This is a genomic window from Streptomyces sp. NPDC127068 (genome assembly GCF_042724695.1).
Taxonomy (GTDB): domain Bacteria; phylum Actinomycetota; class Actinomycetes; order Streptomycetales; family Streptomycetaceae; genus Streptomyces.
Genome location: NZ_JBHXEN010000015.1, coordinates 55,270 through 80,725, shown reverse-complemented (window position 1 = coordinate 80,725; position 25,456 = coordinate 55,270). Strand labels below are relative to the sequence as shown.

Here is a 25,456-nt window from a genome sequence, read left to right as displayed (position 1 = left end):
ACCGCCGGGGCGGCTACACCCGGCCCGCGGAGCGGAGCACCGCCCGGGCCGGCAGGGTCGTCGCCGCCAGGCCGAGGACGACGGCCGCGCCCACCAGCGAGCCGTACAGCGTCGGGGGTATGTACACGCCCTCGCCGGTGATGCCGCGGACCATGGGGACCAGGGTGGCCAGGGCGATGGCGCTGCCGAGGGTGACTCCCGCGACGGCGACGAGCAGCGCCTCCCAGCGGATCATGCGCAGCACCTGGCGGCGGGTGGAGCCGATGAGGCGCAGGGTGCCCAGTTCGCGGCGGCGGTCGAGGACCGTCATGACCAGGGTGTTGGCGGCGGCGACGGCCGCGAAGCCACCGAGGACCGCGGCCATGGTGTGGTTGGCCCAGGCGTTCAGTTCGCGCTCCACGGATGCAGCCGAGGTGTAGTCCCCGCCGTCGAGGACCGTGCCGAGGGCGGCGAGCTGCTGCGGGGAGCCGCCCTTGACCCACAGTTCGGCGGCGAACGGGTCGCTGACGTGCCGCGCGGCGTCGGCGCGGACCAGGGTGACCTCCGCGAAGCCGAGTCCGTGGCCGTAGGTGGCGACGACCTCGGGGGTGGCCTTGGTACCGTCCGGCAGGCGCAGGGAGAGCCGGTCGCCGACGCCGACGCCGGCCGCGTCCGCCAGGCCCGCGTCGAGGGCCACCCGGCCGGGACCGAGGTCCAACTCGCCGGTGCGCAGCTCCAGGTCCTGGACGGCCGCGAGGGCTTCGGGGGTGCCGTCGACGGCCTGGGCGGAGGCGGTGCGCAGCGTGGTGGACTCGCCGGAGCCGGTCGGGACCACGACCGAGGTCTTCAGCAGGCCCACGGCCGCGGTCACTCCCGGTCGGTCGGCGGCTTCGGCCACGGCGTCCGGGGCGAGGCCACCGGAGGCGGGCCGCACGACGTGGTCGGCGGTGACCCCGGCGCTCTGTTGGCGGGCGGTGGCCCGGTCGGTGCTGGTGTGCATGAACAGCAGCGTGGAGGCGAAGGCCACGGCGAGCACGATCGGGGTGATCGCGGAGGCCAACCGGCGGGCGTTGGAGCGGGAGTTGGCGGCGGCCAAGGAGCCCGGGGCGCCGGCGCCGCGCAACGGCAGCCCGACGAGGGCGGCGCAGGCGCGGGCGACCAGCGGACCGAGCAGCGCCACGGCGAGCATGAAGCACATCACGACGCCCAGGGCGGTGTCCGCGGCGTCCTCCCCCGACACGGACTGGGAGATCCCGGCGAGCACGAATCCGCCGATCAGTGCGGCGGTGCCGAACAGGAGGCGCACCGGGCCGGGGCGGGAGCGTTGCACGGCGGCGTCCGCGAGCGCCTGGCCTGGGCGGACCCGGGAGGGGCGGCGGGCCGCCGACCAGCCGGCGACGAGTCCGGTGAGGATCACGGCCGCGACGGCGATCGCCGGGGGCAGCGGGGAGACGGCGAGGTCGACGGAGGCGGGGATCGCGCCCTTGTCCCGGAGTTGACCGAACCACCAGGTGGCCAGGGCGATGCCGGGGAGACAGCCGAGCACTCCGGCGAGCGGGGCGACGAGCAGGGTTTCGGTGGCGATGGCGCGGCGCACCTGGCGCGGGGTGGTGCCGATCGCGCGCAGCAGTGCGTACTCGCGGGCGCGTTGGCCGACGGAGAGGGCGACCGTGCCGGCGGCGGTGAAGACGGCGACCATCGTGGCGACTCCGCCGAAGGAGCCGCCGAGGCCCAGGAGGAGTTCCGCGGCGTCGTCGACCCGGGTCTCCTCGACGGAACCGCGGTCCTCGCCGGTGTGGACCAGGGCCTGCTTGCCGAGGGCCGTGGTGACGCGGTCCTTCAGGACGGCGGTGGACACGCCCTTCTCGGGCAGGACGGCGATCGCGTCGACCCGGTCCGGGTGGCCGGAGATCCGCACGGCCTCCCGGTCGGCGAACCACGCCGTGGGGCCGGCCCCGGGCGCGCTGACGAGGGCGGCGACGCGGAAGTCGCGGGCCCCGTCCGCGGTGTGCAGCGTGACGCGGTCGCCGACGGCGGGCGGGGTGCCGTCGGCGGTGCGCACCGGGGTGCCGGTGGTGAGGGCGACCTCGCCGGTGGCGGGGGCGCGACCCTTCGTCGGTTCTTCGCCGGTGAAGGCGGTGGCGCCCCAGCCGTGCGCGGTGAGGGCGGCCCGGTCCGTCCGGACGGGGAAGGTCACGTCGGCGACGGCGGTGCGGGCGCCGGGCACCGCGGCGGCCTTCGCCACGAGGGAGGCGTCGAGCCGGGCCCGGTCGGGCACGGGGCCGCCGATGTCGGTGCGGCTGTCGCCGCTGCCGGTGTAGTGGTGGGCCTTCTGGTCGGCGGCGGCGACCACGGGGGCGGCGGCGTACCGGTCGGGCGGGGCGGCGGCCCGTACCCCGGACTCCAGGAGGATGCCGCAGGCGCTGACGATCATCGCGGCCATGAACAGGGCGATGAAGGTGCCGGCGAAGGCCGAGGGCTTGAACCGGAGGGCGGCTCTGGCGAGTCCGTTGGTGCGCATCAGGCCACGGCTCCGGCGGGCTGGCGGTGGTGGGCGATCAGCCCGGTCAGTCGGGTGGCGATCTGCTCGGTGGACGCTCCGGTGAGTTCGTCGGTGATCGAGCCGTCCGCGAGGAACAGGACGCGGTCCGCCCAGGCGGCGGCGGCCGGGTCGTGGGTGACCATCACGACGGTCGCCCCGAGTCGGTCCACCGCGGTGCGCAGCAGGGTGAGGATCTCGGTCGCCGTGGTGGTGTCCAGGGCGCCGGTCGGTTCGTCCGCGAAGATCACGTCGGGCTGGGTGATGAGGGCCCGGGCGACGGCCACGCGCTGTTGCTGGCCGCCGGAGAGTTCCGAGGGGCGGCGGCGGGCCTTGTCGCCGAGGCCGACCTGGGCCAGCACCTCGGCGGCCCGGCGGGAGTCGGGGCGGCGGCCGGCGAGCCGCATCGGGAGGACGACGTTCTGCTCGACCGTGAGGGACGGGAGCAGGTTGAACGCCTGGAAGACGAAGCCGAGTCGGGCGCGGCGCAGTTCGGTCAGCTCGTTCTCGTTGAGTGCGGTGATGTCCGTGCCGGCGAGGCGGACCGTGCCGGTGGTGGGGCGGTCGAGGCCGGCGGCGCACTGGAGGAAGGTGGACTTCCCGGAGCCGGAGGGGCCCATGACGGCGGTGAAGCTGCCGTGCGGCAGGGCGAGGTCGATGCCGCGCAGGGCGTGGACCGGGTGGGCCCGCCTGCCGTAACGGCGGTGCACTCCGTGCAGTTCGACGGCCCAGGGGGAATCGGCTCGGTGGGGGGTGGTCCGCTTGCTGCGCAGGGCCATGACGGGGGTGCCTCTCGTTGGTGCGTGCGGACGTTCTCCGGGGCCGCAGGTCGATGCTTCGAACGTACGGACCGTGGGGGTCCGGGCACCATGAGGTCCACCGCAAAGCTGGGGTGGGGTTGTCCCCACCCCAGCTACTGGGGTGATCCGCGGGCGGCCCCGGGCGCGGGTCCGCGGAGGTCACGGGCCTGCGGGGCAGTCGGGGCGGGCGCCGGCTCCCGTCGCGGGGGCCCGGACCCTGACCGCGGCCCCGGACGCGGGGGCCGGCCCGCCCCCGGTGACACCGGGACAGTCCGCCGCGGCGGCTTGGAGGCCGGCCCGCCACGGCAGCACGGGGCCTGACCAAGGTCGCGGCGCCACGGGCGCTGGCCGCCACCTCGGCGGGCACGGGGCAGCCCGCCGCTGCGGGCACGGGCATCGACTCGCCCCGGCAGCACGAAGCCGACCCACCCGACACCACGGGACCGACCGCGGTCTCTGCGCTGCGGCATGGAGGCCAGCTGCCGTCCCGGCAGGCCCAGGCGCGGGTCCACCCCGGCGGCACGGGACCGACCCACCCCGTTGCACGGGGTCCGGCCCGTCTCGACGACACGGAGGCCGACCGAACCCAGCAGCGCGGAGGCCGACCGGCCGCTGCGGGCACGGGCGGCGACACAGCGCCGACCGGCCGCTGCGGCACAGGGTCAGCCCACCCCGACGGCAGTGGAGGCCGACTGCCGTCCCGGCAGGCCCGGGCGCCCGGCCCGCCCCAGCCGCCCGGCCCGCCCCGGCCGCGCGGAGCCTGACCGGTCCCGGTGCCACCGGGGATGACCGCCGTCTCGACGGGCACGGGCGCCGGCCCACCCCAGCGGCACGGGGCCGACCCACCTCGAACGCACAGGGCCCGCCCGTCTCCGCGGCATGGGGGCTGACCCTCATCTCCGCCGGCGAGGACCCTCTCCACATCAATCGTTCAGTAAACTAACTATTAACGTCTTCTTGACGCGCCTTTGCGGCCTTGAGCCCCGTTGCGCACTTGACACCCCTGAAGCCCTGTGAAGCCCCTTTGCACGGAGGAGGAAGCCCATCGGACACGCAGACACGCTGATCGCCATGGGCGGCGCGTTCCTCGCCGCCGCCGTCCTCGCACGGCTCGGCGGGCGTATCGGACTGCCCACCATTCCGCTCTTCATCCTGGCCGGGATACTCCTCGGCCCGCACACCCCCGGCATCGTGCTCGTCGCCGACCCGCACGACCTGGAGATGCTCTCCGCACTCGGCCTGGTCCTGCTGCTCTTCTACCTGGGCCTGGAGTTCCACCTCGACGACCTCAAGGCGGGCGGGCGCAGGATGGCCCTCGCCGGCGGCCTGTACCTCGCGCTGAACGTGGGCGCGGGGCTCGGCTTCGGGTTCGCCCTGGGCTGGGGCACCTCCGAGGCGCTGGTCCTGGCCGGCGTGCTCGGGATCTCCTCGTCGGCGATCGTGACCAAGGTGCTGGTCGACACCGGACGGCTCGGGAACCCGGAGACCCGGCCGATCCTCGGCATCATCGTGGTCGAGGACATCTTCCTGGCCCTCTACCTGGCCGCCCTCCAACCCATCCTGTCCGGCGCCGACGACCTCTCGTCCGCGGTGCTGGACGCGGGCAAGGCGTTCGGGTTCCTGCTGGCGCTCGCACTCGCCGCCCGGTTCGGCACCCGGATCATCGGCCGGCTCTTCGCCACCAAGGACGACGAGCTGCTCGTGATCTCCTTCCTGGGCGCCGCCGTCCTGGTGGCCGGGGTGTCCGAGTGGTTCGGGGTCGCCGACGCCATCGGCGCGTTCATGGTCGGCCTGATGCTCGGCAGCACCACCTCCGGGGAACGCATCCGCGCCCTGGTGCACCCGCTGCGGGACGCCTTCGGGGCCATCTTCTTCTTCGCGTTCGGGCTGTCCATCGACCCCGGCGACCTGCCGGTGGTCCTGTGGCCCGTGCTCGCCGCCGTCGCGTTGACGCTCGTGATGAACGTGCTCGCCGGTGTCGGCGCCGCCCGGCTGTACGGGTTCGGGCCCGGTCCGGCCGCGAACATCTCCACGACGCTGCTGGCGCGCGGGGAGTTCGCGCTGATCCTCGCGACCATGGCCGCGGGCGCCGGGCTGGACGAACGCCTGTCGCCGTTCATCGCCGGTTACGTCCTGCTGCTCGCCGTACTGGGTCCGATGGCCGCCGGGCGGTCGTACCTGCTCGCCCGGATCCTGCCCGACCGTCGGGCCCTCGGACCCGACGACCCGGTGGAACCGGCCGCCGAGCGCGACCCACAGGTCCCGGCCCCCGCGGAAGCCCCTCGCTAGGACCCGTGGGACCGGTAAGGCCCCGTACGACGAAGGCCGTTGCGGCGGCGCTGCCGCAACGGCCTTCGTCGTGCCGTGTCCTGCGGTGGGGCGACGCGCGGCGCGTCAGCCGGCGGGCTGGGTGTCCCGGGAGATCAGGAGCAGCGCCCGGTCGTCGTTCACGTCCTTGGCCACCGCTTCGATGAGGTGCCAGGCGGCGCCCTGGAACCCGCCGGCCACATAGCGATCGGCCTCGCCGGTGAGCCGGTCGATGCCCTCGTCGAGGTCGCGTTCCGAGGTCTCCACCAACCCGTCCGTGAAGAGCATCAGTACGTCACCCTGGCGCAGGCAGCCCTTGAGCGGGTCGAACTGGGCGCCGTCGTAGACGCCGAGCAGCGGGCCTTCGGGCGCCTTCTCCTCCCAACGGCCGGAGCCGGCGCTGAGCTGGAGGCCCGGCGGGTGGCCGGCCGAGAAGAGTTCGTAGTCGCCGGACTCCAGGTCCAGCACCAGGTGGATGGAGGTCGCGAAGCCCTCGTCCCAGTCCTGGCGCAGCAGGTAGCCGTTGGCGGCCGGGAGGAAGGCGTGCGGCGGCAGGGAGCCGAGGAGGCCGCCGAAGGCGCCGGAGAGCAGCAGGGCGCGGGAGCCCGCGTCCATGCCCTTGCCGGACACGTCGGTGAGGACGACCTCCAGGGTCCGGCCGCCGTTGGTGCGGGCGGCCACCACGAAGTCGCCGGAGAAGGACTGGCCGCCCGCGGGGCGCAGGGCCATCTCGCGGTGCCAGCCGCGCGGCAGCGAGGGCAGCTTGCTCTGCACCCGGATGCGTTCGCGCAGGTCGAACAGCATGGTGCCGCCGCGGCGCCAGGGCACGCCGACGCGGCTGCGGAACTGGGCGATGAGCAGACCGGTGAACCCGCAGGCGGCGACCACGAGGACCACCCCGGGCGTCACCCGGGCGGGCCCCTCGGCGTAGGGGCCGAGGCGGACCGACTCCACGATGAGGGCGGACGCGGCGGCGGCGTACAGGGCGAGCAGGCTCGCGGGGCGCAGCAGCAGCCCGCCCGCGACGATCGGCAGCACCAGGGCGGACGGGGAGAACCACACGGAGTTGGCCAGCGTGCCCAGGGCGATCAGGGGGACGGTGCAGAGCAGGCCCACCAGGGCTATCCAGTCGGAGCCGTCACCGCGGAAGTAGTCGACGCCCGACTTGCGCATGCCGACGCGGGCCCGGTGGAGTTGTTTCTTCAATCGGGCCGGGAACTTCTCTGCTGCCGTTCGTCGTCGTGCCATCGCACGTGGACCCTATCCAGCGCGCCGGTGGGGGCGCACGACAGGCCCCTCCCGGCGCTCCGTCGGGATCAGCGAATCCACGGGTGAACCCCCCTGTTCCATGGGCCGCCGACCGGCCCGTGCCGCCTGGGTGCGGGCCCGGCAAGACGCACGGAAATCGGTTCGCTCATCCTGCTTCGCCCTGATAGTCATGTCTACATGACGACAGAGCCGAGGGTGCTACGACCGGATGACTGGACTGTGTGGTACGCCACACTGGAGCGGGCGTTTGGCGGCGTGGCCGAGGCTCCCGAGGAACGTGCGCTGTGGCAGGAACTCACCGAGGAGGAACGTTCCCTCGGGGTGTGGGAGGGCGATGCCTGCGTCGGTACGGCGGGGGCGTTCAGCTTCCGGATGACCGTACCCGGCGGCGCGCAGGTGCCCGCGGCGGGCGTCACCATGGTGAGCGTGGCCGCCACGCACCGGCGGCGCGGCGTGTTGACGTCCATGATGCGGCGACAGTTGGACGACGTACGCGCGCTCGGTGAACCCCTCGCGGTGCTGACGGCTTCCGAGCCGGAGATCTACGGCCGGTTCGGGTACGGCATCGGGACGTACCAGTTGGGCGCGACGATCGACACCTCGCGGGTGACGCTGCCGGTGCCGGCGGACGCGGCGGGGCTGCGGCTGCGCTTCGTGGCCCCCGTGGACGTGCAGGACGCGTGCGAGGCGCTGTACGCGCGGCGGGTGGCCGAGCGGCCGGGGATGATCGCCCGGGCCCCGGGCTGGGCGCGGTTGCCCCTGCTGGACCCGGAGGGCGAGCGGCACGGCGCGTCCCCCTTGCAGTGCGTCGTCGCCGAACGCGACGGCGAGCTGGTCGGTTACGCGCGCTTCCACAACAAGCCGGAGTGGAACGCCTCGGGCCCGGCCGGAGTGGTGACGCTGCGGGACATGGAGGCGGTGGAGCCGGCGGCCTACGCCCAGCTGTGGCGGTTCCTGCTCGACATCGACCTGACCTCGACCCTCCAGGTGCGCAACCGTCCGGTGGACGACGCCTGGCAGTACCTGGTGTCGGACGTGCGCCGCTGCCTGGTGACCACGCGGGACTCGCTGCACGTGCGGCTGGTGGACCTGGGCGCGGCGCTCGAAGCGCGGACGTACCGGGCGCCGGTGGACGTGGTGCTGGACGTGGCGGACGACTTCTGCCCCTGGAACGCGGGGCGCTGGCGGCTGACGGGCGATGCCAAGGGCGCGACCTGTCGGCGCACCGAGGAGCCCGCGGAGCTGCGGCTGTCGGTGCGGGAGCTGGGCGCGGCCTACCTCGGCGGGGTCGGGCTCAAGGCGCTCGCCGCGGGTGGCCGGGTCGAGGAGCTGCGGCTGGGCGCGCTGGACGAGACGGCCACGGCCTTCGGGTCCGACGTGGCCCCCTGGCTGCCCCACGGTTTCTAGCCCTACGCCCGCTAGGCCCCCCTACGCGGCGGAGCCCTGCCGCGGGGCTCCCCTGCGCGGCCCGGTACCTGGCCTGCTACGTACCCGGCCTGCTACGTGACCTTCGCGGAGGTCGGTTGGCAGGTGGGGCACCAGAAGAGGTTGCGGGCGGCCAGGCCGGCGGTGCGGATCTCGTCGCCGCAGAGGTGGCAGGGCCGTCGGTCCCGGCGGTACACGTACACCTCCCCGCCGTGGTCGTCGACGCGCGGCGGACGGCCCATGGCCTCGGGGGTGTGTGCGGGGCGGACGGTGTCGATGCGGTTGTTGCGGACGCCCTCGCGCATCAGGTCGACGAGGTCGGCCCAGATCGCGTCCCACTCGGCCCGGGCGAGGTCCCGGCCGGTGCGGTAGGGGTCGATGCCGTGCCGGAAGAGGACCTCGGCGCGGTAGACGTTGCCGACGCCCGCCACCACCTTCTGGTCCATCAGCAGGGCGGCGACGGTGGTGCGGCTGCGGGATATCCGGGCCCAGGCCGGGGCCGGGTCGTCGTCCCGCAGCGGATCGGGGCCGAGCCGGTCGTGGACGGCCCGCTTGTCGTCCTCGGTGATGAGGGCGCAGGTGGTCGGGCCGCGCAGGTCGGCACTGTCGGTGGGCGTGGCGAGCCGTAGCCGAACAGTGTCCGTGGGCGGTGGCACGGGCGCCGTCGCGAAGTCGAGTTTGCCGAAGAGCCCCAGGTGGACGTGGATCCAGTCGCCGCCGGGGAACCCCAGGAACAGGTGCTTGCCGTGGGCTTCGGCGGCGGTCAGCGGGCGGCCGTCGAGGAGGGCCGCGCTCGCCGCGAACCGGCCCTGCGGACTGCTGACGCGGACCTCGCGGTCCAGGAAGCGGTCCCGGTGGTCGAGGGCGAGTCGGTGGATCGTGTGCCCTTCCGGCACGGGCGGCGCTCCTGGAGTGTGTACGGGGCTCGTGCCCGTGGCGCGGGGCGGACGCGCACCACGGGCACCGGGACGGTTACGGCTGCGGGTGGTGGGCCGGGATCGGCGGGAGGTCGCCGGTCGTCTCGTAGGCCGAGAGCATGTCGATCCGGCGCTGGTGCCGGGCCTCGTCGGAGAACGGCGTGCTCAGGAACTTCTCGACGAACGCGGTGGCCTCGTCCGTGGTGTGCATCCGCGCACCGACGGCGATGACGTTGGCGTCGTTGTGCTCGCGCCCGAGGGCGGCGGTCTGCTCGCTCCAGGCCAGCGCGGCGCGGACGCCCTTGACCTTGTTCGCGGCGATCTGCTCACCGTTGCCGGAGCCGCCGATCACGACGCCCAGCGAGCCCGCGTCCGCGGCGGTCCGCTCGGCGGCCCGCAGACAGAACGGCGGATAGTCGTCCTGGGCGTCGTAGACGTGGGGCCCACAGTCGACGGGCTCGTGGCCGTTGGCCTTGAGCCACTGGACGAGGTGGTTCTTGAGTTCGTAGCCGGCATGATCCGAGCCGAGGTACACGCGCATGCGTCCGAGTGTGGCATGCCGTGAACGGAGCGTACGCCCATGGGTCTGCGGATTGGTCCGGACCTGAGGGGCGGGCGCGGGACGCGCAACGGCCCCGGTTCCTGGGGTGGAACCGGGGCCGCAGGGCCGGGGGTCGTCCGGCTCAGCGCTTGACGAGGCGCCAGGCGGTGGGCAGCGCGCCCATCGCGAGGGCGGCCTTGAGGGCGTCGCCGATCAGGAACGGCGTCAGGCCCGCGGCGACCGCACCGGACAGCGACAGCGGCGTGCTCGCGGCGAGGTAGGGCACGCCGACCGCGTAGATGATCGCGGAGCCGATCACCATGGTGCCCGCGGTGCGCAGCATCGAACGGTCGCCGCCGCGGCGGGCGAGGGCGCCGACGACGGTCGCGGCGAGCAGCATGCCGAGGACGTAGCCGAAGGTGGCGCCGCCCGCGCCGGAGGTGCCCTCCGCGAACCAGGGCACGCCCGCCATGCCGACCAGGGCGTACAGGGCGAGCGAGAGGAAGCCGCGGCCGGCGCCGAGCGAGGTGCCGACCAGGAGCGCCGCGAAGGTCTGTCCGGTGACCGGGACGGGGGAACCGGGAACCGGGACGACCAGCTGCGCGGCGACGCCGGTGAGCGCGGCGCCGCCCACCACGAGGGCGACGTCCCGGACCCGGGCGCGGGCCGTCGAGGAGGCGGGCAGGAGGTCGGCGAGGACCTCGCCGGGGCGAACGGTGACGGTTGCGGTGCTCAACGGGGCTCCCGGGGAGGTCGGACGGTGCAGGGGACGGGCGGTGCGGGGTCCTGGCGGTGCAGGGGCGCGGCGCTGCGGGGACACGGCGACGCTATCCCAGGGGCCCCGGCGCGCTCACCGTCAACGGCCGACAAAGGGCGCTACCACGGATTGGTCACCTCCCAACAAAGCGGCTGGGCGAATCACCCGGTCAAGGTGACACTGATCACTGAGGGACTGTGGGGTACCACCAATTCCGGGGCGGGGCAGGCGATCTCGCCGGTGGCACGGGTCCACGCCGGGAAGGCATGTCCATGACCGTCTTGGGCACGAGTCCTCCGTGCGGCACACTGAACGCCCCCCACATCCCCTCATGTAAGGGAATGCCCCCACATGGCTCGACCAGACGCCGAGGCGCGCGCGGACTCCCCCACGCAGGGTGCGGACCCGGGGTCCGGGCCCGCACCGGGCGGCACCCTCGGGCACGGCCTCAAGCAGCGGCACCTGTCGATGATCGCCCTCGGCGGGGTGATCGGCGCCGGTCTCTTCGTGGGGTCGGGGGCCGGCATCGCCGCCGCCGGTCCTTCCATCGTCGTGGCGTACTCCGTGTCCGGGCTGTTGGTGATGCTCGTGATGCGGATGCTGGGCGAGATGTCGGCCGCGTACCCGTCGTCGGGCTCGTTCTCGGCACACGCGGAGCGCGCGATCGGACCGTGGGCCGGGTTCACCGCCGGCTGGGCGTTCTGGGTGCTGCTGTGCACCGCCGTGGGACTGGAGGCCATCGGGGCGGCGGCGATCGCCTCCGAGTGGCTGCCGGGCACCCCGCAGTGGGCGTGGGTCGCCCTGTTCATGGCGGTGTTCTGCGCCTCGAACCTGGCGGCGGTGCGCAATTTCGGGGAGTTCGAGTTCTGGTTCGCCGCGTTGAAGGTCGCCGCGATCGCCGTGTTCCTGGTCCTGGGGGCGCTCGCCATCGCCGGGTTGCTGCCCGGTACCGACGCGCCCGGCACCGCGCACCTGACCGGCGACGGCGGGTTCCTGCCCAACGGCAGCGAGGGACTGGTCGTCGGGCTGCTCGCCTCCGTGTTCGCGTACGGCGGGCTGGAGACGGTGACGATCGCCGCGGCCGAGTCCGAGGACCCGGTGCGCGGGGTGGCGAGCGCGGTGCGCACCGCGATGTGGCGGATCGCGCTGTTCTACATCGGCTCGATGGCCGTCATCGTGACGCTGGTGCCCTGGAACGACGAGGACCTCGTCGACAAGGGCCCGTACGTGGCCACCCTCGACGCCCTGGGCATCCCGGGCGCCGGCGAGATCATGAACGTGGTGGTGCTGGTGGCCCTGCTGTCGGCGATGAACGCCAACGTCTACGGGGCGTCCCGGATCGCGTACTCCCTGGTGGAGCGGGGGCAGGGGCCGAAGGCGCTGGGGAGGGTGTCGGGCGGGGTGCCGCGGGTCGCGGTGGTGGCCTCGTCCCTGTTCGGCTTCCTGTGCGTGCTGCTGAGCTACTGGCGGCCCGACGACGTGTTCAGCTGGCTGCTCAAGATGATCGGCGCGGTGATCCTCGTCGTGTGGATCACCATCGCGGTCTCCCAACTGATCCTGCGGCGCCGCGTCGAACGGGAGGAGCCCGGGCGGCTCACCGTGCGCATGTGGGCGTACCCCGCGCTGACCTGGGTGGCGCTCGCCGCGATGGCGGGGGTCTTCCTGCTGATGGCTCGGCAGCCGGAGACGCGGGTGCAGTTGTACGCCACCGGGGCGATGGTGCTGGCGCTGGCCGCGACCGGGTACGCCCGGCAGCGACGGCGCGCCGGGCGGGGGTAGACGACCCGCCCGATCGTTCCCCGGCCGGCTCCCGGCACCGCCAAGTCCGGTGCGGAGCTGGCCACTTGGCGTTCAGTAGCATGCGGTGGTGTCCCTCAACGGAAGCGGCGGTCCGCGGCGGCTGTTCGTCATCGCCGGCGTGGGCGTCGGGCTGGCCGCGATGCTCCTGGGCTGGCACGCGACGCGTCCCGTGCACCCCGACTGCTCGGTCAGCTACGCCCGACTGACCGACGGCACGGGGCGCAGCCTCCCCGAGGCGGACGGTCGGGTGCCGACGGACGAGGAACTCGTCGCTCGCGCCCTCCGGGCGGCCCGGGAGTCGGGCCACTGCGCCCCGCCCCGCCCGCGCTGGCGGCACTGGCTCGACTGAACGCCGTCGGCCCGGACCGCCGATGGGGCCGCTCCCCCGTCCGGCTCCGCCCGGCGCGCAGGCGGGGCTTCCGGACGCCCGGTCACCGACCCCCCGACCGGAGCCCCGTTGAACGTATGGGCGGCCGTCGGAGCACCTGAGCGGGGCCGCGACCCGAGCGCCACGGAGGGCCCAGGGGGGCGCACGCATTCACGGGAAGCTGCTGGTAGCGTGCAGTTGCAAGTGCTTTGCAATAAGAGGTCAGAGGGGACCCGCGATGGCCGTCTACACACTTCCCGAACTTCCGTACGACTACTCCGCACTCGCCCCGGTGATCAGCCCCGAGATCATCGAGCTGCACCACGACAAGCACCACGCCGCCTACGTGAAGGGTGCCAACGACACCCTGGAGCAGCTGGAGGCGGCACGGGACAAGGACCAGTGGGGGTCGATCAACGGCCTCCAGAAGAACCTGGCCTTCCACCTGTCCGGCCACATCCTGCACTCCATCTACTGGCACAACATGACCGGTGACGGCGGCGGCGAGCCGCTGGACAAGGACGGCGTGGGCGGGCTGGCGGACGCGATCGCCGAGTCCTTCGGTTCGTTCGCCAACTTCAAGGCGCAGCTCACCAAGGCGTCGGCGACCACCCAGGGCTCCGGCTGGGGCGTCCTCGCCTACGAGCCGGTCAGCGGCAAGCTGATCGTGGAGCAGATCTACGACCACCAGGGCAACGTGGGCCAGGGCTCGACGCCGATCCTGGTCTTCGACGCCTGGGAGCACGCCTTCTACCTCCAGTACAAGAACCAGAAGGTCGACTTCATCGACGCCATGTGGCAGGTCGTCAACTGGCAGGACGTGGCCAAGCGCTACGCCGCCGCCAAGGAGCGCGTGGACAACCTGATCCTCGCCCCCTGATCCGACGCTCCACCCCGCACCACCGCAGTACCCGACGCACCACCGCAGTACGTGCCACCCCCCGGGTTAGGGCCGCTCCCGGGGCGGCACCCAAGGCCCTGCTCGTGATCGTCTTCTCACCGTTCATGGGGCAGGAGCAGAAACGGAAGGTCCCGCGAGGACGTGACTCGCGGGACCTTCCGGCGTTCGCAGCCGTGCAGCGGCGGGGCTCAGTCGAAGACGGGGTCCTGGGTGCGGGTGCGCTTGATCTCGTAGAAGCCGGGGACGGAGGCCACCAGCAGGGTGCCGTCCCACAGTCGGGCGGCCTCCTCGCCCTTGGGCGCAGGGGTGACCACGGGGCCGAAGAAGGCGATCTGCTCGCCGTCGGCGCCGGGCACGGCGATGACGGGGGTGCCCACGTCCTGGCCGACCTTGTCGATGCCCTCCTTGTGGGAGGCGCGCAGCTCGACGTCGTACTTCTCGGAGTCCGCGTACTCGATGAGCGACTCCGGCAGACCCGCGTCCGCGAGGGCCCCCGCGATCGCCTCGCGGGTGTTGCCCTCGTCCCGGTTGTGGAAGCGGGTGCCGAGTGCGGTGTACAGCGGGCCGACGACCTCGTCCCCGTGCAGTTGGCGGGCCGCGGTCACCACGCGGACCGGCGCCCACGCCCGTTGCAGGCCCTCGCGGTACCTCTCGGGCACCTCGTCCAACTTGTTCTCGTTGAGGACGGCGAGGCTCATCACGTGCCAGTGGACCTCGATGTCCCTGACCTTCTCGACCTCCAGGATCCAGCGGGAGGTCATCCACGCCCACGGGCAGATCGGATCGAACCAGAAGTCGACGGGGGTCTTCTGCGTCATGGGTACGTCTCTCCTCAGCGCCCGCGGGCGCGTGCCGGTGGCCATCACACTCATGTGAAGAACGCCACAGGTCACCCGGGTCATTCCCGCCCGGACGGCCGACGGGCGTCCGGTGCGGCGCGTCCGGGGGCCCATGGCAGGATCGTTTCCCGGGTAGCGAATACCGTGTACCGATTTCCGATACATCCGACCAGCTGAAGATCCGACGATCCGCGAGTCACAAGGGAGTGCCGCCGTGCCCGGTGAGAATCTGTCCCGCGACGAGGCCCAGGAGCGGGCCGCGCTGCTGTCCGTCGACGGTTACGAGGTCGCGCTCGACCTGCGGTCCGCGATCGGAGCGGGGGACGGCGACGGTCCGCGGACGTTCCGGTCGGTCACCACGATCCGGTTCCGCTGCGCCGAGCCGGGGGCGAGCAGCTTCGCCGACCTGGTGGCGCCGGGCGTCACCGCGGTCTCGCTGAACGGCAAGGACCTCGACCCGGACGCGGTCTTCGACGGGACCCGGATCGCGCTGGCGGACCTCGCCGCGGAGAACGAACTCGTGGTCGACGCCCGGTGTGCGTACAGCCGCACCGGCGAGGGCATGCACCGCTTCGTCGACCCGGAGGACGGCGAGGTCTACCTCTACACCCAGTACGAGCCGGCCGACGCGCGCCGGGTGTTCGCCAACTTCGAGCAGCCCGACCTGAAGGCCCCGTACCGCTTCGAGGTGACCGCGCCCGACGGCTGGACGGTGTGGAGCAACGGGGTCGGGGAGCTGGTCGACGGGGTCTGGCGGTTCGCGCCGACCGAGGCCATCTCCACGTACATCACGGCGGTCGTCGCCGGGCCGTACCACCACGTCACGGACCACTACCGCCGCACCTTCGCGGACGGCACGACCTTGGAGATCCCGCTCGGCGCGCTGTGCCGCAAGGGCCTCGCCAAGCACTTCGACGCCGATGACGTGTTCCTGGTGACCAAGCAGGGGCTCGACTTCTTCCACGACCACTTCGACTACCCGTACCCGTTCGGCAAGTACGACCAGGCGTTCGTCCCGGAGTACAACCTCGGGGCGATGGAGAACCCGGGGTGCGTGACGTTCCGGGAGGAGTTCATCTTCCGGGGGAAGGTGACGCGGGCCGCGTACGAGCGGCGGGCCAACGTCATCCTGCACGAGATGGCGCACATGTGGTTCGGCGACCTGGTGACCATGCGCTGGTGGGACGACCTGTGGCTCAAGGAGTCGTTCGCCGACTTCATGGGGACCTTCTCGATGGTCGGGGCCACCCGCTTCACCGACGGCTGGATCACCTTCGCCAACAACCGCAAGGCGTGGGCGTACCGCGCCGACCAGCTCCCGTCCACGCACCCGATCACGGCCGACATCCGTGACCTGGAGGACGCCAAGCTGAACTTCGACGGCATCACCTACGCCAAGGGCGCCGCGGTGCTGAAGCAGTTGGTGGCGTACGCGGGCCAGGACGCGTTCCTGGAGGGCGCGCGGCGCTACTTCAAGCGCCACGCCTACGGCAACACCCAGCTCCAAGACCTGTTGGTGGTGCTGGAGGAGACCTCGGGGCGCGACCTGGCCGCCTGGTCGCGGGCCTGGCTCCAGACCGCCGGGGTCAACACGCTCACCCCGCAGACGCTGCTGGACGCCCAGGGACGGATCACCGAGCTGGCGATCCTCCAGGAGGCCCCCGAGGCGTACCCGACGCTGCGTCCGCACCGGATCGCCGTGGGGCTCTACGCCCGCGAGGACGCCGGCGGCGACCTGGTCCGTTACGCACGGGCCGAGGTCGACGTGGACGGGCCGCGGACCGTGGTGTCCGCCCTCGCGGGCGAGCGGGCGCCGGAACTGGTGCTCGTCAACGACGAGGACCTGACCTACTGCAAGATCCGGTTCGACGAGACCTCGCTGGTGACCCTGCGCGAACGCCTCGGGTCGCTGACCGATCCGCTGGCCCGGGCGCTGTGCTGGTCGGCGCTGTGGAACCTGACCCGGGACGCGCTGATGCCGGCCCGGGACTTCGTGGACCTGGTGGTGCGGTTCGCCGGGCGCGAGAGCGACATCGGGGTGCTCCAGATGCTGCACGCCTGGGCGCTGTCGGCGGTCACCCACTACGCGGTGCCCAAGTGGCGCGAGGAGGGCGGCCGACTGCTCGCCGAGGGGGCCCTGCGGGAGCTGCGGATCGCCGAGCCGGGCAGTCAGCACCAGCTCACCTGGGCCCGGTTCCTGGCCGCGACGGCGTCCGGGGAGGCCGACCTCGGGCTGCTGACCGGGCTGCGGGAGGGCAGTGCGCGGATCGACGGGCTCGACGTGGACCAGGAGCTGCGCTGGGCGTTCCTGGAGCCGCTGGCCGCGCACGGGGTGGCCGGCGCGGACGTCATCGCGGCGGAGCTGGCCCGGGACGACACGGCGTCCGGCAAGCGCCACCAGGTGCGGTGCCTGGCCGCCCGGCCGCTGGCCGAGGTCAAGGCCCGGGCGTGGGCGGACGTGATGGAGTCGGACGCGCTGTCCAACGCGCTGGTCGAGGCGACGATCTCCGGATTCACCCAGCCCTCGCAGCGGGAACTGATCGCGCCGTACGCCTCTCGGTACTTCGAGGCGATCGAGCGGATCTGGGCCGAGCGTTCCATCCAGATCGGCATGGACGTGGTCCGCGGGCTGTTCCCCTCCCTCCAGGGGGACCGGGCGACGCTGGACGCGGCGGACGCGTGGCTCGCCGCGCACGAGGGGGCGGCGCCGGCGCTGCGGCGGTTGGTCATCGAGTCCCGGGACGACCTCGCGCGGACGCTGCGCGGGCAGGAGTGCGACCGGCTCGCCGCCGGGTGACCGCCGACTCGGTGTGAGGCAGGTGGGACGGGGCGCGTGCGAGGGTTCGCACGCGCCCCGTTTCCTGCGCCCCGGCGGGCGACGTTCGTACTGGTGAACGCGCGCCCGCCGGAAGGGGGATCGAGGTTTCGCCTGCCGAACCACCACACGTTCGGGCGAAGTTGTCCCGGATTGTCGATGAATCCGTAACTCAGGTTAGTGACCCCGTCCGGGGTGGGCAGATTGCGGGACATGAACCACAATGCCCCACTCTCCGCTGGCACCAACCACCCCCGCTCCACCCCGGACTTCCGCGATGCGCGGCTGCGCGTGATGAGCCTCGCCCAGCTCCGCGCGCACGGGGTGTCCGCCGCCGAAACCAGTGCACGCTGCCGGTCGGGCGGATCGTGGCAGCCGTTCCTGCCCGGCGTGTACCTGCTGCACCAAGGACCGCCCACCAGCGAGGAGCGGCTGCACGGCGTCCTGCTGTACGCGGGACGGCCCAGCGCCCGGGGCACCGTCCCCGCCCAACCGGTCGCCCCGGAACCGCACCACGCCTACGAGTACGGGGACGGGCTGCCCTTCTCGGACGGCCTCCCCTACGAGGACGAGGAGCAGTCCCCGTACCGCGACGCCATGCTCACCGGGATGGCGGCCCTGAGGCTGTACGGCTTCGTGCACGCGCCCTCGCTGCTCGCCCTCGACCGGCTCGACGTCCTGGTCCCCCGCACCCGCCGGCTCCGGTCCACCCCCCAAGTGCGGCTGGTGCGCGCCGTGGTGCTGCCGAGGCCGCACCACGTGACCGGGCTCCCGGTGGCCCCGGTGCCCCGGGCCCTGGCCGACGCGATCGCCCAACTCGGCGACGCGCCCACGATCCGCGCGCTGCTCACCGAGGCCGTGCGCGACCGGCACTGCGAACCGGCCGCCGTGGTACGGGAGCTGAACCAGGCGCGGCTGCTGGGGCGCCCGCACGTGGTGGACGCGGTCGACTCGTTGCTCGCCGAGGGGCGGTCGGTCGCCGAGGACCGGCTGTACCGGCTGGTGAGCGCGCACGGGCTGCCCGAGCCGGTGTGGAACGTCGACCTGCGACTGCCCGGCGGACCGCACCTGGGCGGGGTGGACGCGTACTGGCCGGAGCACGCCGTCGCGGTGGAGTTGGACACCCGTTCCCCCCGGCCGGGCGCCCGGCACGGGGACCCCGCCCAGGAGGCCGAGTGGGCCGAGTACGCGCGCAAGCGGGACCACCTGGAACGGCTGGGGATCACGGTCGTCCACCTCACCCCGCGCAAGCTGCGGGACAGCGTGGAGCAGCAGGCCACGGTGGTGCGCACGGCGCTGTTGACCTCCGCCGAACGGGAGCCGGCCACCTATGTGGTCGTGTTGCCGCGCTGACCGGGCCCGCGGCCCCCGCTCCGGGCGCCGCCGCAGAACTCCGCCTCCTCGATCGCGCCGCCGCCCAGCCAGTCGGCGTTGAGGTTGTAGGCGAGGGCGTGCCCGCCGTCGCGGGTGCTGAGCGTGCGGGTGGACGATCCGGGGATGCCGCCCCCGTGGCCCCACAGCCGCAGGCCGCACCCGGTCGGGACGCTGGCGATGCCCAGCCCGTAGCGCGCCCGGGAGGGCAGCCCGGTCGGCACGGTCGTGGTCATCGCGGTGAGTTGGCGGGCGGGCAGGAGGTCGCCGTGCAGCAGGGCGGCGAAGAAGCGGGTGAGGTCGGCCGAGGAGGAGATCATCTCGCCCGCCGCGTAGGCCATCGACGGATTGAGGAGGGTGACGTCATGGACCGAGGTGGCCCCCGGGTGGGGGGAGAGCCTCCCGTAGCCCCGTCCGCTCGGGCCGGGCACGTGCGGGTCGGCGCCGGGGACGGAGGTGGCGCGCAGCCCGAGCGGTCGGATGATCCGGTCCCGGACCGCGTCGCCGTAGGGGCGCCCGGTGACCGCTTCGATCACCAACCCGGCGAGCACGTAGTTGGTGTTGGAGTATCCCCAGGTGGCGCCGGGTGCGAAGGCCGCCGGGCCGCTCAGGGCGGTGCGCACCAGGGTGCGGGGGGCGAGGGTGTCGAAGCGGTGCGTGAAGAAGCCCGGGTCCTGGAAGTGCCAGCGGCGGAACTCCGGGTCGGCGGTGTAGTCGCGGACGCCGCTGGTGTGGTTGAGGAGTTGGCGGACGGTGATCCGCCGCCCGTCGTGGCCGTCGCCCCGGACCAGCCCGGGCAGCCAGTGGTCGACGGTGTCGTCCAGGTCGACGCGGCCCTCGGCCTCCAGGGCGAGGAGCACGGTGGCGACGAACGTCTTGGTGACGCTGCCGATGCGGTAGCGGTCGTCGGCGCCGCGCGGGCGGCCGGTGCGCAGGTCGCCCACGCCCACCGCGGCCTGCCAGTTGCCGGCGCGGTCGCGCACCTGGGCGGTCACCCCGGGGGCGCCGTTCGCGACGGTCTCGGCCATGGCCCGCTCGGTGCGGCGGTGGTCGTCCGGGGCGCCGGACGCCCGGGCGGGTTCCGTGAGCGCGACGGTGACGAGCACCGCCGCGCTCAGCGCCACGAGTCCCCTGCGCGCGGTGCGTGCTGTCGGTGCTGTCGGTGCTGTCGGTGCTGTCGGTGCTGTCACAGGGGTCCCTGCTTCTTCACTCGGTCACGGTCGCGGGCCGTGCGGGGGCACCGGTCGGTCGGTGGGCCGGTGCGCAGCAGCTCGCGCCCGGTAAACCGGTGGAACCCGGGGAAGGTTCGCCGGCCCCGGGCGGTGGACCGCGGCTCTCCCCTTGGGGAGGAGGGTACGAACATCCGCCCGGTTCCCGTGCGTCGGGGGCCCGGTGCGCGGTTCGGTGCGCTCCGGGCGGCGGGTTCAGCGACCGACCGGCGGACGCTCCCGCCAGAGTCCGAGCGCGTGGTCGACCAACCCGACCCGGACCAGGTCGGGCACCTCGGCCAGCGGTATCCAGGCGGCGAGGTCGGTGGAACCGTCGGTCTCGTTGCGCAGCGAACCCCCGGTCACCTCGGCGCAGTAGAGGAGGCGCAGGGCGTGGAAGTCGGCGTACCGGCCGAGCGGCCGGGGGTCGCGGGGGTTGCGGTGCGAGTGGACGCCGAGCAGGACGCGCGGGACGACCTCGTAGCCGGTCTCCTCGGCGACCTCGCGGATCACCGTGTCGTACGGGTCCTCACCGTGGTCCATGCCGCCGCCGGGGAGGGTCCACCGACGGGCGCCCTCCCGGTCGACCCAGCGGGCGAGGAGGACGCGGTCGTCCTCGACGCAGACGGCGTAGGCGGCGACCCTGAGTACGTTTCCCATCCGGCCCACGGTACGGGCCGCCCGCCGGACGGCCCGAACGAATCCGTCTATCGCCCGCTATGCGCACCATGGCGTATGGCGGAAGTGCGCCATGAGCACGACACCGTTTCGGCAACCCTCCCCAAACGGCAGGACCGTACGTAAAGCTGAGCGGTCACCCGGCCCCGGAATCCGGAACACCTCCGGACCCGGCCGGCCGCGTAGACGCTCCGTCCCGGGTACCCGCCCGACCCGCCCGGACGACCGCCCGGCGCGGCTGCGCAGTGCGGTGCCCGGGGCCGGACCCCATCCGCTCCTACACCTACAGGGATGAGATGACCCCCACCCCCAAGCCGGCACCCGCATCAGGTGCGAGACGCGCGGCACGCATAGCCGTGGCCGCGGGCCTCGTGGCCGCGCTCTCCGCCGTCGGACCCATACCCTCGGCCTTCTCGGCCCCCGGCGGCGACCCGGCTCCCACGGACTCGGCCGTCAAGGCGGCGGACGCCAAGCTCGGTTCCGCCGACGCGGAACTGCTCGCCGAGGCCAAGGCCAAGGGCGACAAGAACGTCACGATGATGGTGGCCACCGTGCCCGGCGCCACCGAGCAGGTCAGGGACCAGCTCGACGCCGTCAAGGGCGGTTCGGTCGCGAAGACGCACGACAAGCTCGGCTACGTCCGGGCGACCGTCCCGACGGCGCGGGCCGAAGCGGCGATCGCGGCGGCGGTGAAGCTGTCCTCGGTGCAGGGCATCGACCTGCGTCACGAGATCAAGCTGGACGACCCGCCGGTAGGCGGCGACGAGTCCCGCGGCAAGCGCCCGGCCCCCGGCAGCTACCCCGCCCCGGGCCGCGACACCCCCGCCAAGAACCCGTACAACCCGTCCTTCGAGACGGGCGCGGTCGACTTCGTGCGGCAGAACCCGACGGCGGACGGCCGCGGGATCACCATCGGCGTCATCGACTCGGGCGTGGACCTCGGCCACCCGGCGCTCCAGAAGACCACCACCGGTGAGCGCAAGATCACCGACTGGGTCACCGGCACCGACCCCATCCTCGACAGCGACGGCACCTGGCGCCGGATGGCCAACCCGGTCAGCGGCCCCACCTTCTCCTACCTGAACACGAGTTGGCGGGCGCCCGCGGGCAGCTACCAGGTCAACGCCTTCCGGGAGAACGTCACCACGACCGGCGACGCGCAGGGCGACCTCAACCGCGACGGCGACACCAGCGACGTGTGGGGCGTGCTCTACGACCCGGCGGCCGGCACCGTCCGCGTCGACCTGAACGACAACAAGGACTTCACCGACGACGAGGCCCTGAAGCCGTACAAGGACGGCTTCCAGATCGGGTACTTCGGCACCGACGACCCGGCGACGGCGATCGCCGAGCGCGTGCCGTTCGTCGTCGAGATCCGCAAGGACGTGCCGACCGACCCGTACGGCGGCGACTGGATCGGCAAGAAGGCCGACTTCGTCAACATCGGCATCATCGAAGGCGACCACGGCACCCACGTCGCCGGCATCGCCGCGGCCAACAGCCTGTTCGGCGGCAAGATGAACGGCGCGGCGCCCGGCGCCAAGCTGGTCTCCTCGCGGGCCTGCTCCTGGGGCGGCGGCTGCACCAACATCGCGCTGACCGAGGGCATGATCGACCTCGTCACCAACCGCGGTGTGGACATCGTCAACATGTCCATCGGCGGTCTGCCGGCGCTGAACGACGGCAACAACGCGCGGGCCGCGCTGTACACCCGCCTCATCGACACCTACGGCGTGCAGCTCGTCATCGCCGCCGGCAACGACGGCCCCGGCGTGAACACCATCGGTGACCCGGGCCTCGCCGACAAGGTGCTGTCCGTCGGCGCGACCATCTCCAAGGAGACCTGGGCCGCCAACTACGGCTCCGGGGTCCGCAAGTCGTACGCCATGATCCCGTTCTCCTCGCGCGGTCCGCGTGAGGACGGCGGCTTCGCGCCCGTCATCTCGGCACCCGGCGCGGCCATCAACACCACGCAGACCTGGACCCCCGGCGGCCCGGTCGCCGAGGCCGGCTACCAGCTGCCGCCCGGCTACTCGATGCTCCAGGGCACCTCGATGGCCTCCCCGCAGGCCGCCGGCGCCTCGGCGCTGCTGCTGTCCGCGGCGAAGCAGCGCGGCATCGACCTCACCCCGGCGAAGCTGCGCACCGCGCTGACCTCCACCACCGAGGAGGTCCGCGGCGAGCAGGCGCACGCCCAGGGCACCGGCCTGATCGACGTGGTCGACGCCTGGAAGGCCGTGCGACGCGGCGCCACGGCGCACGAGTACACGGTGAAGGCCCCCGTCGACACCAACATCGACCAGCAGCTGAAGACCCCGGGCTTCGGCACCGGCCTCTACGACCGTGAGAGCGGCCTGAAGAAGGGCCAGCGCAAGACGTACGACGTCACGGTCACGCGCACCACCGGCCCCGACCGCCCGGTCCGCCACGAACTGGACCTGGAGAACAACCACGAGGGCACGTTCCGGCTGCTCGGCGACGCCGCCGACGGGTACGTGACGCTGCCGCTGAACACCCCGGTCACCGTGCAGGTGCAGGCGCGCCCGCGTTCGCTCGGCGTGCACAGCGCGATCCTGGAGGTCAACGACCCCCGCACCGAGGGCATCGACCACCAGGTCATGTCGACGGTCGTGGTCGCCACGCCGATCAGCAAGCCCTCGTCGACGTTCTCCGCGTCCGGCGTCTCCACCCGCAACAGCCACCAGTCGTACTTCCTGACGGTGCCCGAGGGCGCCACCAGCCTCGAAGTGCGGATCGGCGGGCTGAAGGACAAGAGCCAGACCCGGTTCATCACGCTGCACCCGACGGGCGTGCAGATGGAGAACTCCAGCACCATCTTCTGCTACGCGAACTACGAGCACCCGCTGAACAAGTGCCGTCCGGACGTGCGCTCGTACGCCAACCCGACGCCGGGCGTCTGGGAGATCGAGGTCGAGTCGCGGCGCACCTCGCCGCTGCTGGACAACCCGTTCGAGCTGGACGTGACGGTGCTCGGCGCCGCCTTCGACCCGGCCGTGCAGCACCTGCCGGAGGCCAAGGCCGGCGTCCCGGCCCCGGTGTCCTGGCAGGTCACGAACCAGTTCGCGGCGCTCCAGGGCAAGTTGAAGGGCGCTCCGCTGAGCTCCGTCAAGGCGCAGCGGCCGACCATCGCCACGGGCCAGACCCAGCGGTACGAGGTCGTCGTGACGGAGGGCGCGACCAGGCTCGACGCGTCGATCGGCAACACGTCCGTCGCCCGCGCCGACCTGGACCTGTACCTGTACGACGAGGCGGGCAACCTCCTCGCGGACGACGCGGACGCCAACTCGGAGGAGGCGGTGTCGCTGCGCGACCCGGCCGCCGGGACGTACGTCGTGGAGGTCGCCGGGTACTCGGTGCCGGATGGCCCCACCGCGTACGACTACCTCGACCTGTTCGTGGCGCCCTCGCTCGGCTCGGTCACGGTCGACGAGTCACGGACGTACCCGCTCGGACTCGGTGACACCGTACGGGTGCCGGCCGAGGTCGTCGCGAAGGCTCCGGCGGCCGAGGGCCGTCAGCTGCGCGGCGAGGTCCAGCTGCTCAACGAGCGCGGGACCGTCGCGGGCGTCGGCGGCGTGCGGGTCGGCACGATCACTCCGTAGCCACCACCAACGCACGACGGCGGGGCCGGCACCCAGTTCGGGTGCCGGCCCCTTTCGTTGGTCGTGTCAGACCCAAGGGCAGGCCCGGGACTCCTCAGTAGGTACGGGAGTCGTGGGAAGTCGCGCCACTCCCCTTCATCTTGATCTTGATCCAGGGGTAAAGGGTGTCGTAGCAGCCATAGACCGGCATGCAGAGATCGATGCGCCGCTTCATCAGTGAATGGGCGGAAGCTGCAGGAAGCCGGGTCTTCTCATTGCGCGTACGGTTGCCCACCTGGACGAACCCGTTCTCGTTCGACGTGTAGTCGGAACGGGCACCCCAGGCCGTCACCTTTGACCCGTTGTACTTGAAGCGCGCCCGGTGGTGATACTTGTAGAGCGTCGTGCCCAGCAGGCTCTTGTGCGTAATCGAGACGCGCTTTGTCTTCCAACGGCCGGCAGCCGCCTCCACATTAGCCGCCCGCGCATCTCCAGCGGCTACGGCGGACACCGGGTCGGTTTCCTCCGGGACCTCAACTTCATCCGCCTCGGAAACGTCCTGCCCCTTCGGCCCCTTGATCAGGTCGGGCAACCTCACGGCGTCCCACGCCTTGGACTCGTCGGCCTGCGACAGCCCAGTGGTCGATATGGCCTGCATCGTCCCGTCATCGAAGACTTCGTATTCGATCTCCTCTGCGTCGACGGCAGCGGGAACCCTCGGGTCCGGCACCTTGTCGGCGAGCGCGGGGTTCGACGCGATTAACTCGACGTCAGCGTTGCTCCACGTGCCGTTCCCCAAGCGCTGTAGCGCCTGAACCACAGCCGGGTCGGGCGCGGCCGAAGCGCGCGCTTCCGGTGCGATGGCCACGAGCACGGATGCTGCCGTCGCCAGGGCGAGCAATGTTCCAGTTCCCTTGGAAACTGATTGCCACATGACTGCAGACATATCTTCTCCTGCCTTTCCGGAGCGGCACCTTCTGGCCGCCATCACTCAGGAGGCTAGAACATCGAGCCCATCCAAAGCGGGAATCACTGAGGCAACTCAGTGACATGACCTGCACCTGCCGACCGTCGGCACGAACACACAGCTACTTCAAGCAGGACGCGCCCGTGTGCACGAGAGTTAATATTGGGCCGACAAGCATCACTGCAACCCCCCTCGCTCGCCACTAGATGGGACCAAAGGAGGAGCAAGCGGCACGAAAATGCCCATCCAGGGCAGGAGAAAAGCTTTACGCCACCAGGCGACAAGCATTGGCCGTTGTTGCCCTACCGACGGCCACTCAACACATGGACAATGGGAAGGCGATTCATCGCGTTACGGGGAGAGCGCATTGAAAA

At 72.5% G+C, this 25,456-nt stretch carries 18 protein-coding genes; 8 read left to right on the top strand and 10 right to left on the bottom strand.

The annotated features are described in order from the left end of the window. Positions 1-13 precede the first annotated feature (13 nt). Complete coding sequence (locus ACFWIA_RS12135; RefSeq protein WP_387002979.1) at positions 14-2,500, bottom strand: FtsX-like permease family protein; 2,487 nt, start codon at positions 2,498-2,500, stop codon at positions 14-16. Beyond that, positions 2,500-3,297 carry an ABC transporter ATP-binding protein gene (locus ACFWIA_RS12130; protein WP_387002977.1) on the bottom strand — a complete coding sequence of 266 codons (798 nt, stop codon included), beginning with the start codon at positions 3,295-3,297 and terminating at the stop codon, positions 2,500-2,502. The genes ACFWIA_RS12135 and ACFWIA_RS12130 overlap by 1 nt, the downstream gene beginning before the upstream one ends. A 1,092-nt stretch (positions 3,298-4,389) precedes the next feature. Between ACFWIA_RS12130 and ACFWIA_RS12125 the strand changes: the two genes are divergently transcribed. Next, positions 4,390-5,607: a cation:proton antiporter gene (locus tag ACFWIA_RS12125; protein ID WP_387002976.1), complete on the top strand. Its 1,218-nt coding sequence runs from the start codon at positions 4,390-4,392 to the stop codon at positions 5,605-5,607. A gap of 105 nt (positions 5,608-5,712) precedes the next feature. On the opposite strand, the gene ACFWIA_RS12120 is transcribed toward ACFWIA_RS12125, so the two are convergent. Then, positions 5,713-6,873, bottom strand: coding sequence for a PP2C family protein-serine/threonine phosphatase (locus tag ACFWIA_RS12120; protein ID WP_387002974.1), 1,161 nt, complete (start codon positions 6,871-6,873; stop codon positions 5,713-5,715). 198 nt (positions 6,874-7,071) lie between these two features. Here ACFWIA_RS12120 and ACFWIA_RS12115 point away from each other — a divergent pair, with 198 nt between their 5' ends. Beyond that, positions 7,072-8,301 carry a GNAT family N-acetyltransferase gene (locus ACFWIA_RS12115; RefSeq protein ID WP_387002972.1) on the top strand — a complete coding sequence of 410 codons (1,230 nt, stop codon included), beginning with the start codon at positions 7,072-7,074 and terminating at the stop codon, positions 8,299-8,301. A 92-nt stretch (positions 8,302-8,393) separates the two neighbouring features. On the opposite strand, the gene ACFWIA_RS12110 is transcribed toward ACFWIA_RS12115, so the two are convergent. From ACFWIA_RS12110 to ACFWIA_RS12100, 3 genes are all read right to left on the bottom strand, one after another. Next, the gene (locus tag ACFWIA_RS12110) at positions 8,394-9,215 is read right to left on the bottom strand and encodes an Fpg/Nei family DNA glycosylase (RefSeq protein WP_387002971.1); all 822 of its coding nucleotides are present in this window, start codon (positions 9,213-9,215) and stop codon (positions 8,394-8,396) included. Between the two features lie 76 nt (positions 9,216-9,291). Next, positions 9,292-9,777 carry a ribose-5-phosphate isomerase gene (locus ACFWIA_RS12105; protein WP_387002969.1) on the bottom strand — a complete coding sequence of 162 codons (486 nt, stop codon included), beginning with the start codon at positions 9,775-9,777 and terminating at the stop codon, positions 9,292-9,294. 142 nt (positions 9,778-9,919) lie between these two features. After that, entirely contained in the window at positions 9,920-10,513 is a 594-nt protein-coding gene (locus tag ACFWIA_RS12100) for a biotin transporter BioY (RefSeq protein ID WP_385487392.1), read from the bottom strand. Between the two features lie 372 nt (positions 10,514-10,885). Here ACFWIA_RS12100 and ACFWIA_RS12095 point away from each other — a divergent pair, with 372 nt between their 5' ends. The 3 genes from ACFWIA_RS12095 (at position 10,886) to ACFWIA_RS12085 (ending at position 13,581) form a co-directional block, all read left to right on the top strand. Continuing rightward, positions 10,886-12,313, top strand: a complete 1,428-nt coding sequence (locus tag ACFWIA_RS12095; RefSeq protein WP_387002967.1) for an amino acid permease — start codon at positions 10,886-10,888, stop codon at positions 12,311-12,313. Between the two features lie 88 nt (positions 12,314-12,401). Further along, positions 12,402-12,683, top strand: coding sequence for a hypothetical protein (locus tag ACFWIA_RS12090; protein WP_387002965.1), 282 nt, complete (start codon positions 12,402-12,404; stop codon positions 12,681-12,683). 256 nt (positions 12,684-12,939) lie between these two features. Continuing rightward, positions 12,940-13,581, top strand: coding sequence for a superoxide dismutase (locus tag ACFWIA_RS12085; RefSeq protein ID WP_385487386.1), 642 nt, complete (start codon positions 12,940-12,942; stop codon positions 13,579-13,581). 209 nt (positions 13,582-13,790) lie between these two features. Here the strand turns inward: ACFWIA_RS12085 and ACFWIA_RS12080 are convergent, their stop codons facing one another. Then, positions 13,791-14,420 carry a DsbA family protein gene (locus tag ACFWIA_RS12080; protein WP_387002964.1) on the bottom strand — a complete coding sequence of 210 codons (630 nt, stop codon included), beginning with the start codon at positions 14,418-14,420 and terminating at the stop codon, positions 13,791-13,793. Between the two features lie 235 nt (positions 14,421-14,655). On the opposite strand from ACFWIA_RS12080, the gene pepN reads away from it, so the two are divergent. Both pepN and ACFWIA_RS12070 read left to right on the top strand, forming a co-directional pair. After that, positions 14,656-17,238, top strand: coding sequence for an aminopeptidase N (gene pepN / locus ACFWIA_RS12075; RefSeq protein ID WP_387002963.1), 2,583 nt, complete (start codon positions 14,656-14,658; stop codon positions 17,236-17,238). Between the two features lie 231 nt (positions 17,239-17,469). Beyond that, positions 17,470-18,609: a hypothetical protein gene (locus tag ACFWIA_RS12070; protein ID WP_387002961.1), complete on the top strand. Its 1,140-nt coding sequence runs from the start codon at positions 17,470-17,472 to the stop codon at positions 18,607-18,609. Here ACFWIA_RS12070 and ACFWIA_RS12065 read toward each other — a convergent pair. Both ACFWIA_RS12065 and ACFWIA_RS12060 read right to left on the bottom strand, forming a co-directional pair. Continuing rightward, positions 18,585-19,817: a serine hydrolase domain-containing protein gene (locus tag ACFWIA_RS12065; protein ID WP_387002959.1), complete on the bottom strand. Its 1,233-nt coding sequence runs from the start codon at positions 19,815-19,817 to the stop codon at positions 18,585-18,587. The two genes, ACFWIA_RS12070 and ACFWIA_RS12065, sit on opposite strands and share 25 nt — an antisense overlap. Positions 19,818-20,051: 234 nt before the next feature. Then, positions 20,052-20,495: an NUDIX hydrolase gene (locus ACFWIA_RS12060; RefSeq protein ID WP_385487376.1), complete on the bottom strand. Its 444-nt coding sequence runs from the start codon at positions 20,493-20,495 to the stop codon at positions 20,052-20,054. 314 nt (positions 20,496-20,809) lie between these two features. On the opposite strand from ACFWIA_RS12060, the gene ACFWIA_RS12055 reads away from it, so the two are divergent. Beyond that, a complete protein-coding gene (locus ACFWIA_RS12055; protein ID WP_387002957.1) occupies positions 20,810-24,136 on the top strand; it encodes a S8 family serine peptidase in 3,327 nt (1,108 codons plus the stop codon). 94 nt (positions 24,137-24,230) lie between these two features. Here the strand turns inward: ACFWIA_RS12055 and ACFWIA_RS12050 are convergent, their stop codons facing one another. Continuing rightward, positions 24,231-25,061 (bottom strand): hypothetical protein, encoded by an 831-nt coding sequence (locus ACFWIA_RS12050; protein ID WP_387002955.1) that lies wholly within the window; start codon positions 25,059-25,061, stop codon positions 24,231-24,233. Positions 25,062-25,456: the final 395 nt, after the last annotated feature.

What these genes read in the sequence shown, in the direction of transcription:
- ACFWIA_RS12120 (WP_387002974.1), bottom strand. Translation starts at nt 6,873, where the DNA reads ATGGCACGACGACGAACGGCAGCAGAGAAGTTCCCGGCCCGATTGAAG.
- ACFWIA_RS12060 (WP_385487376.1), bottom strand. Translation starts at nt 20,495, where the DNA reads ATGGGAAACGTACTCAGGGTCGCCGCCTACGCCGTCTGCGTCGAGGAC.
- ACFWIA_RS12070 (WP_387002961.1), top strand. Translation starts at nt 17,470, where the DNA reads ATGAACCACAATGCCCCACTCTCCGCTGGCACCAACCACCCCCGCTCC.
- ACFWIA_RS12115 (WP_387002972.1), top strand. Translation starts at nt 7,072, where the DNA reads ATGACGACAGAGCCGAGGGTGCTACGACCGGATGACTGGACTGTGTGG.
- ACFWIA_RS12130 (WP_387002977.1), bottom strand. Translation starts at nt 3,297, where the DNA reads ATGGCCCTGCGCAGCAAGCGGACCACCCCCCACCGAGCCGATTCCCCC.
- ACFWIA_RS12055 (WP_387002957.1), top strand. Translation starts at nt 20,810, where the DNA reads ATGACCCCCACCCCCAAGCCGGCACCCGCATCAGGTGCGAGACGCGCG.
- ACFWIA_RS12095 (WP_387002967.1), top strand. Translation starts at nt 10,886, where the DNA reads ATGGCTCGACCAGACGCCGAGGCGCGCGCGGACTCCCCCACGCAGGGT.
- ACFWIA_RS12135 (WP_387002979.1), bottom strand. Translation starts at nt 2,500, where the DNA reads ATGCGCACCAACGGACTCGCCAGAGCCGCCCTCCGGTTCAAGCCCTCG.
- ACFWIA_RS12080 (WP_387002964.1), bottom strand. Translation starts at nt 14,420, where the DNA reads ATGACGCAGAAGACCCCCGTCGACTTCTGGTTCGATCCGATCTGCCCG.
- ACFWIA_RS12125 (WP_387002976.1), top strand. Translation starts at nt 4,390, where the DNA reads ATGGGCGGCGCGTTCCTCGCCGCCGCCGTCCTCGCACGGCTCGGCGGG.
- ACFWIA_RS12085 (WP_385487386.1), top strand. Translation starts at nt 12,940, where the DNA reads ATGGCCGTCTACACACTTCCCGAACTTCCGTACGACTACTCCGCACTC.
- ACFWIA_RS12105 (WP_387002969.1), bottom strand. Translation starts at nt 9,777, where the DNA reads ATGCGCGTGTACCTCGGCTCGGATCATGCCGGCTACGAACTCAAGAAC.
- ACFWIA_RS12050 (WP_387002955.1), bottom strand. Translation starts at nt 25,061, where the DNA reads ATGTCTGCAGTCATGTGGCAATCAGTTTCCAAGGGAACTGGAACATTG.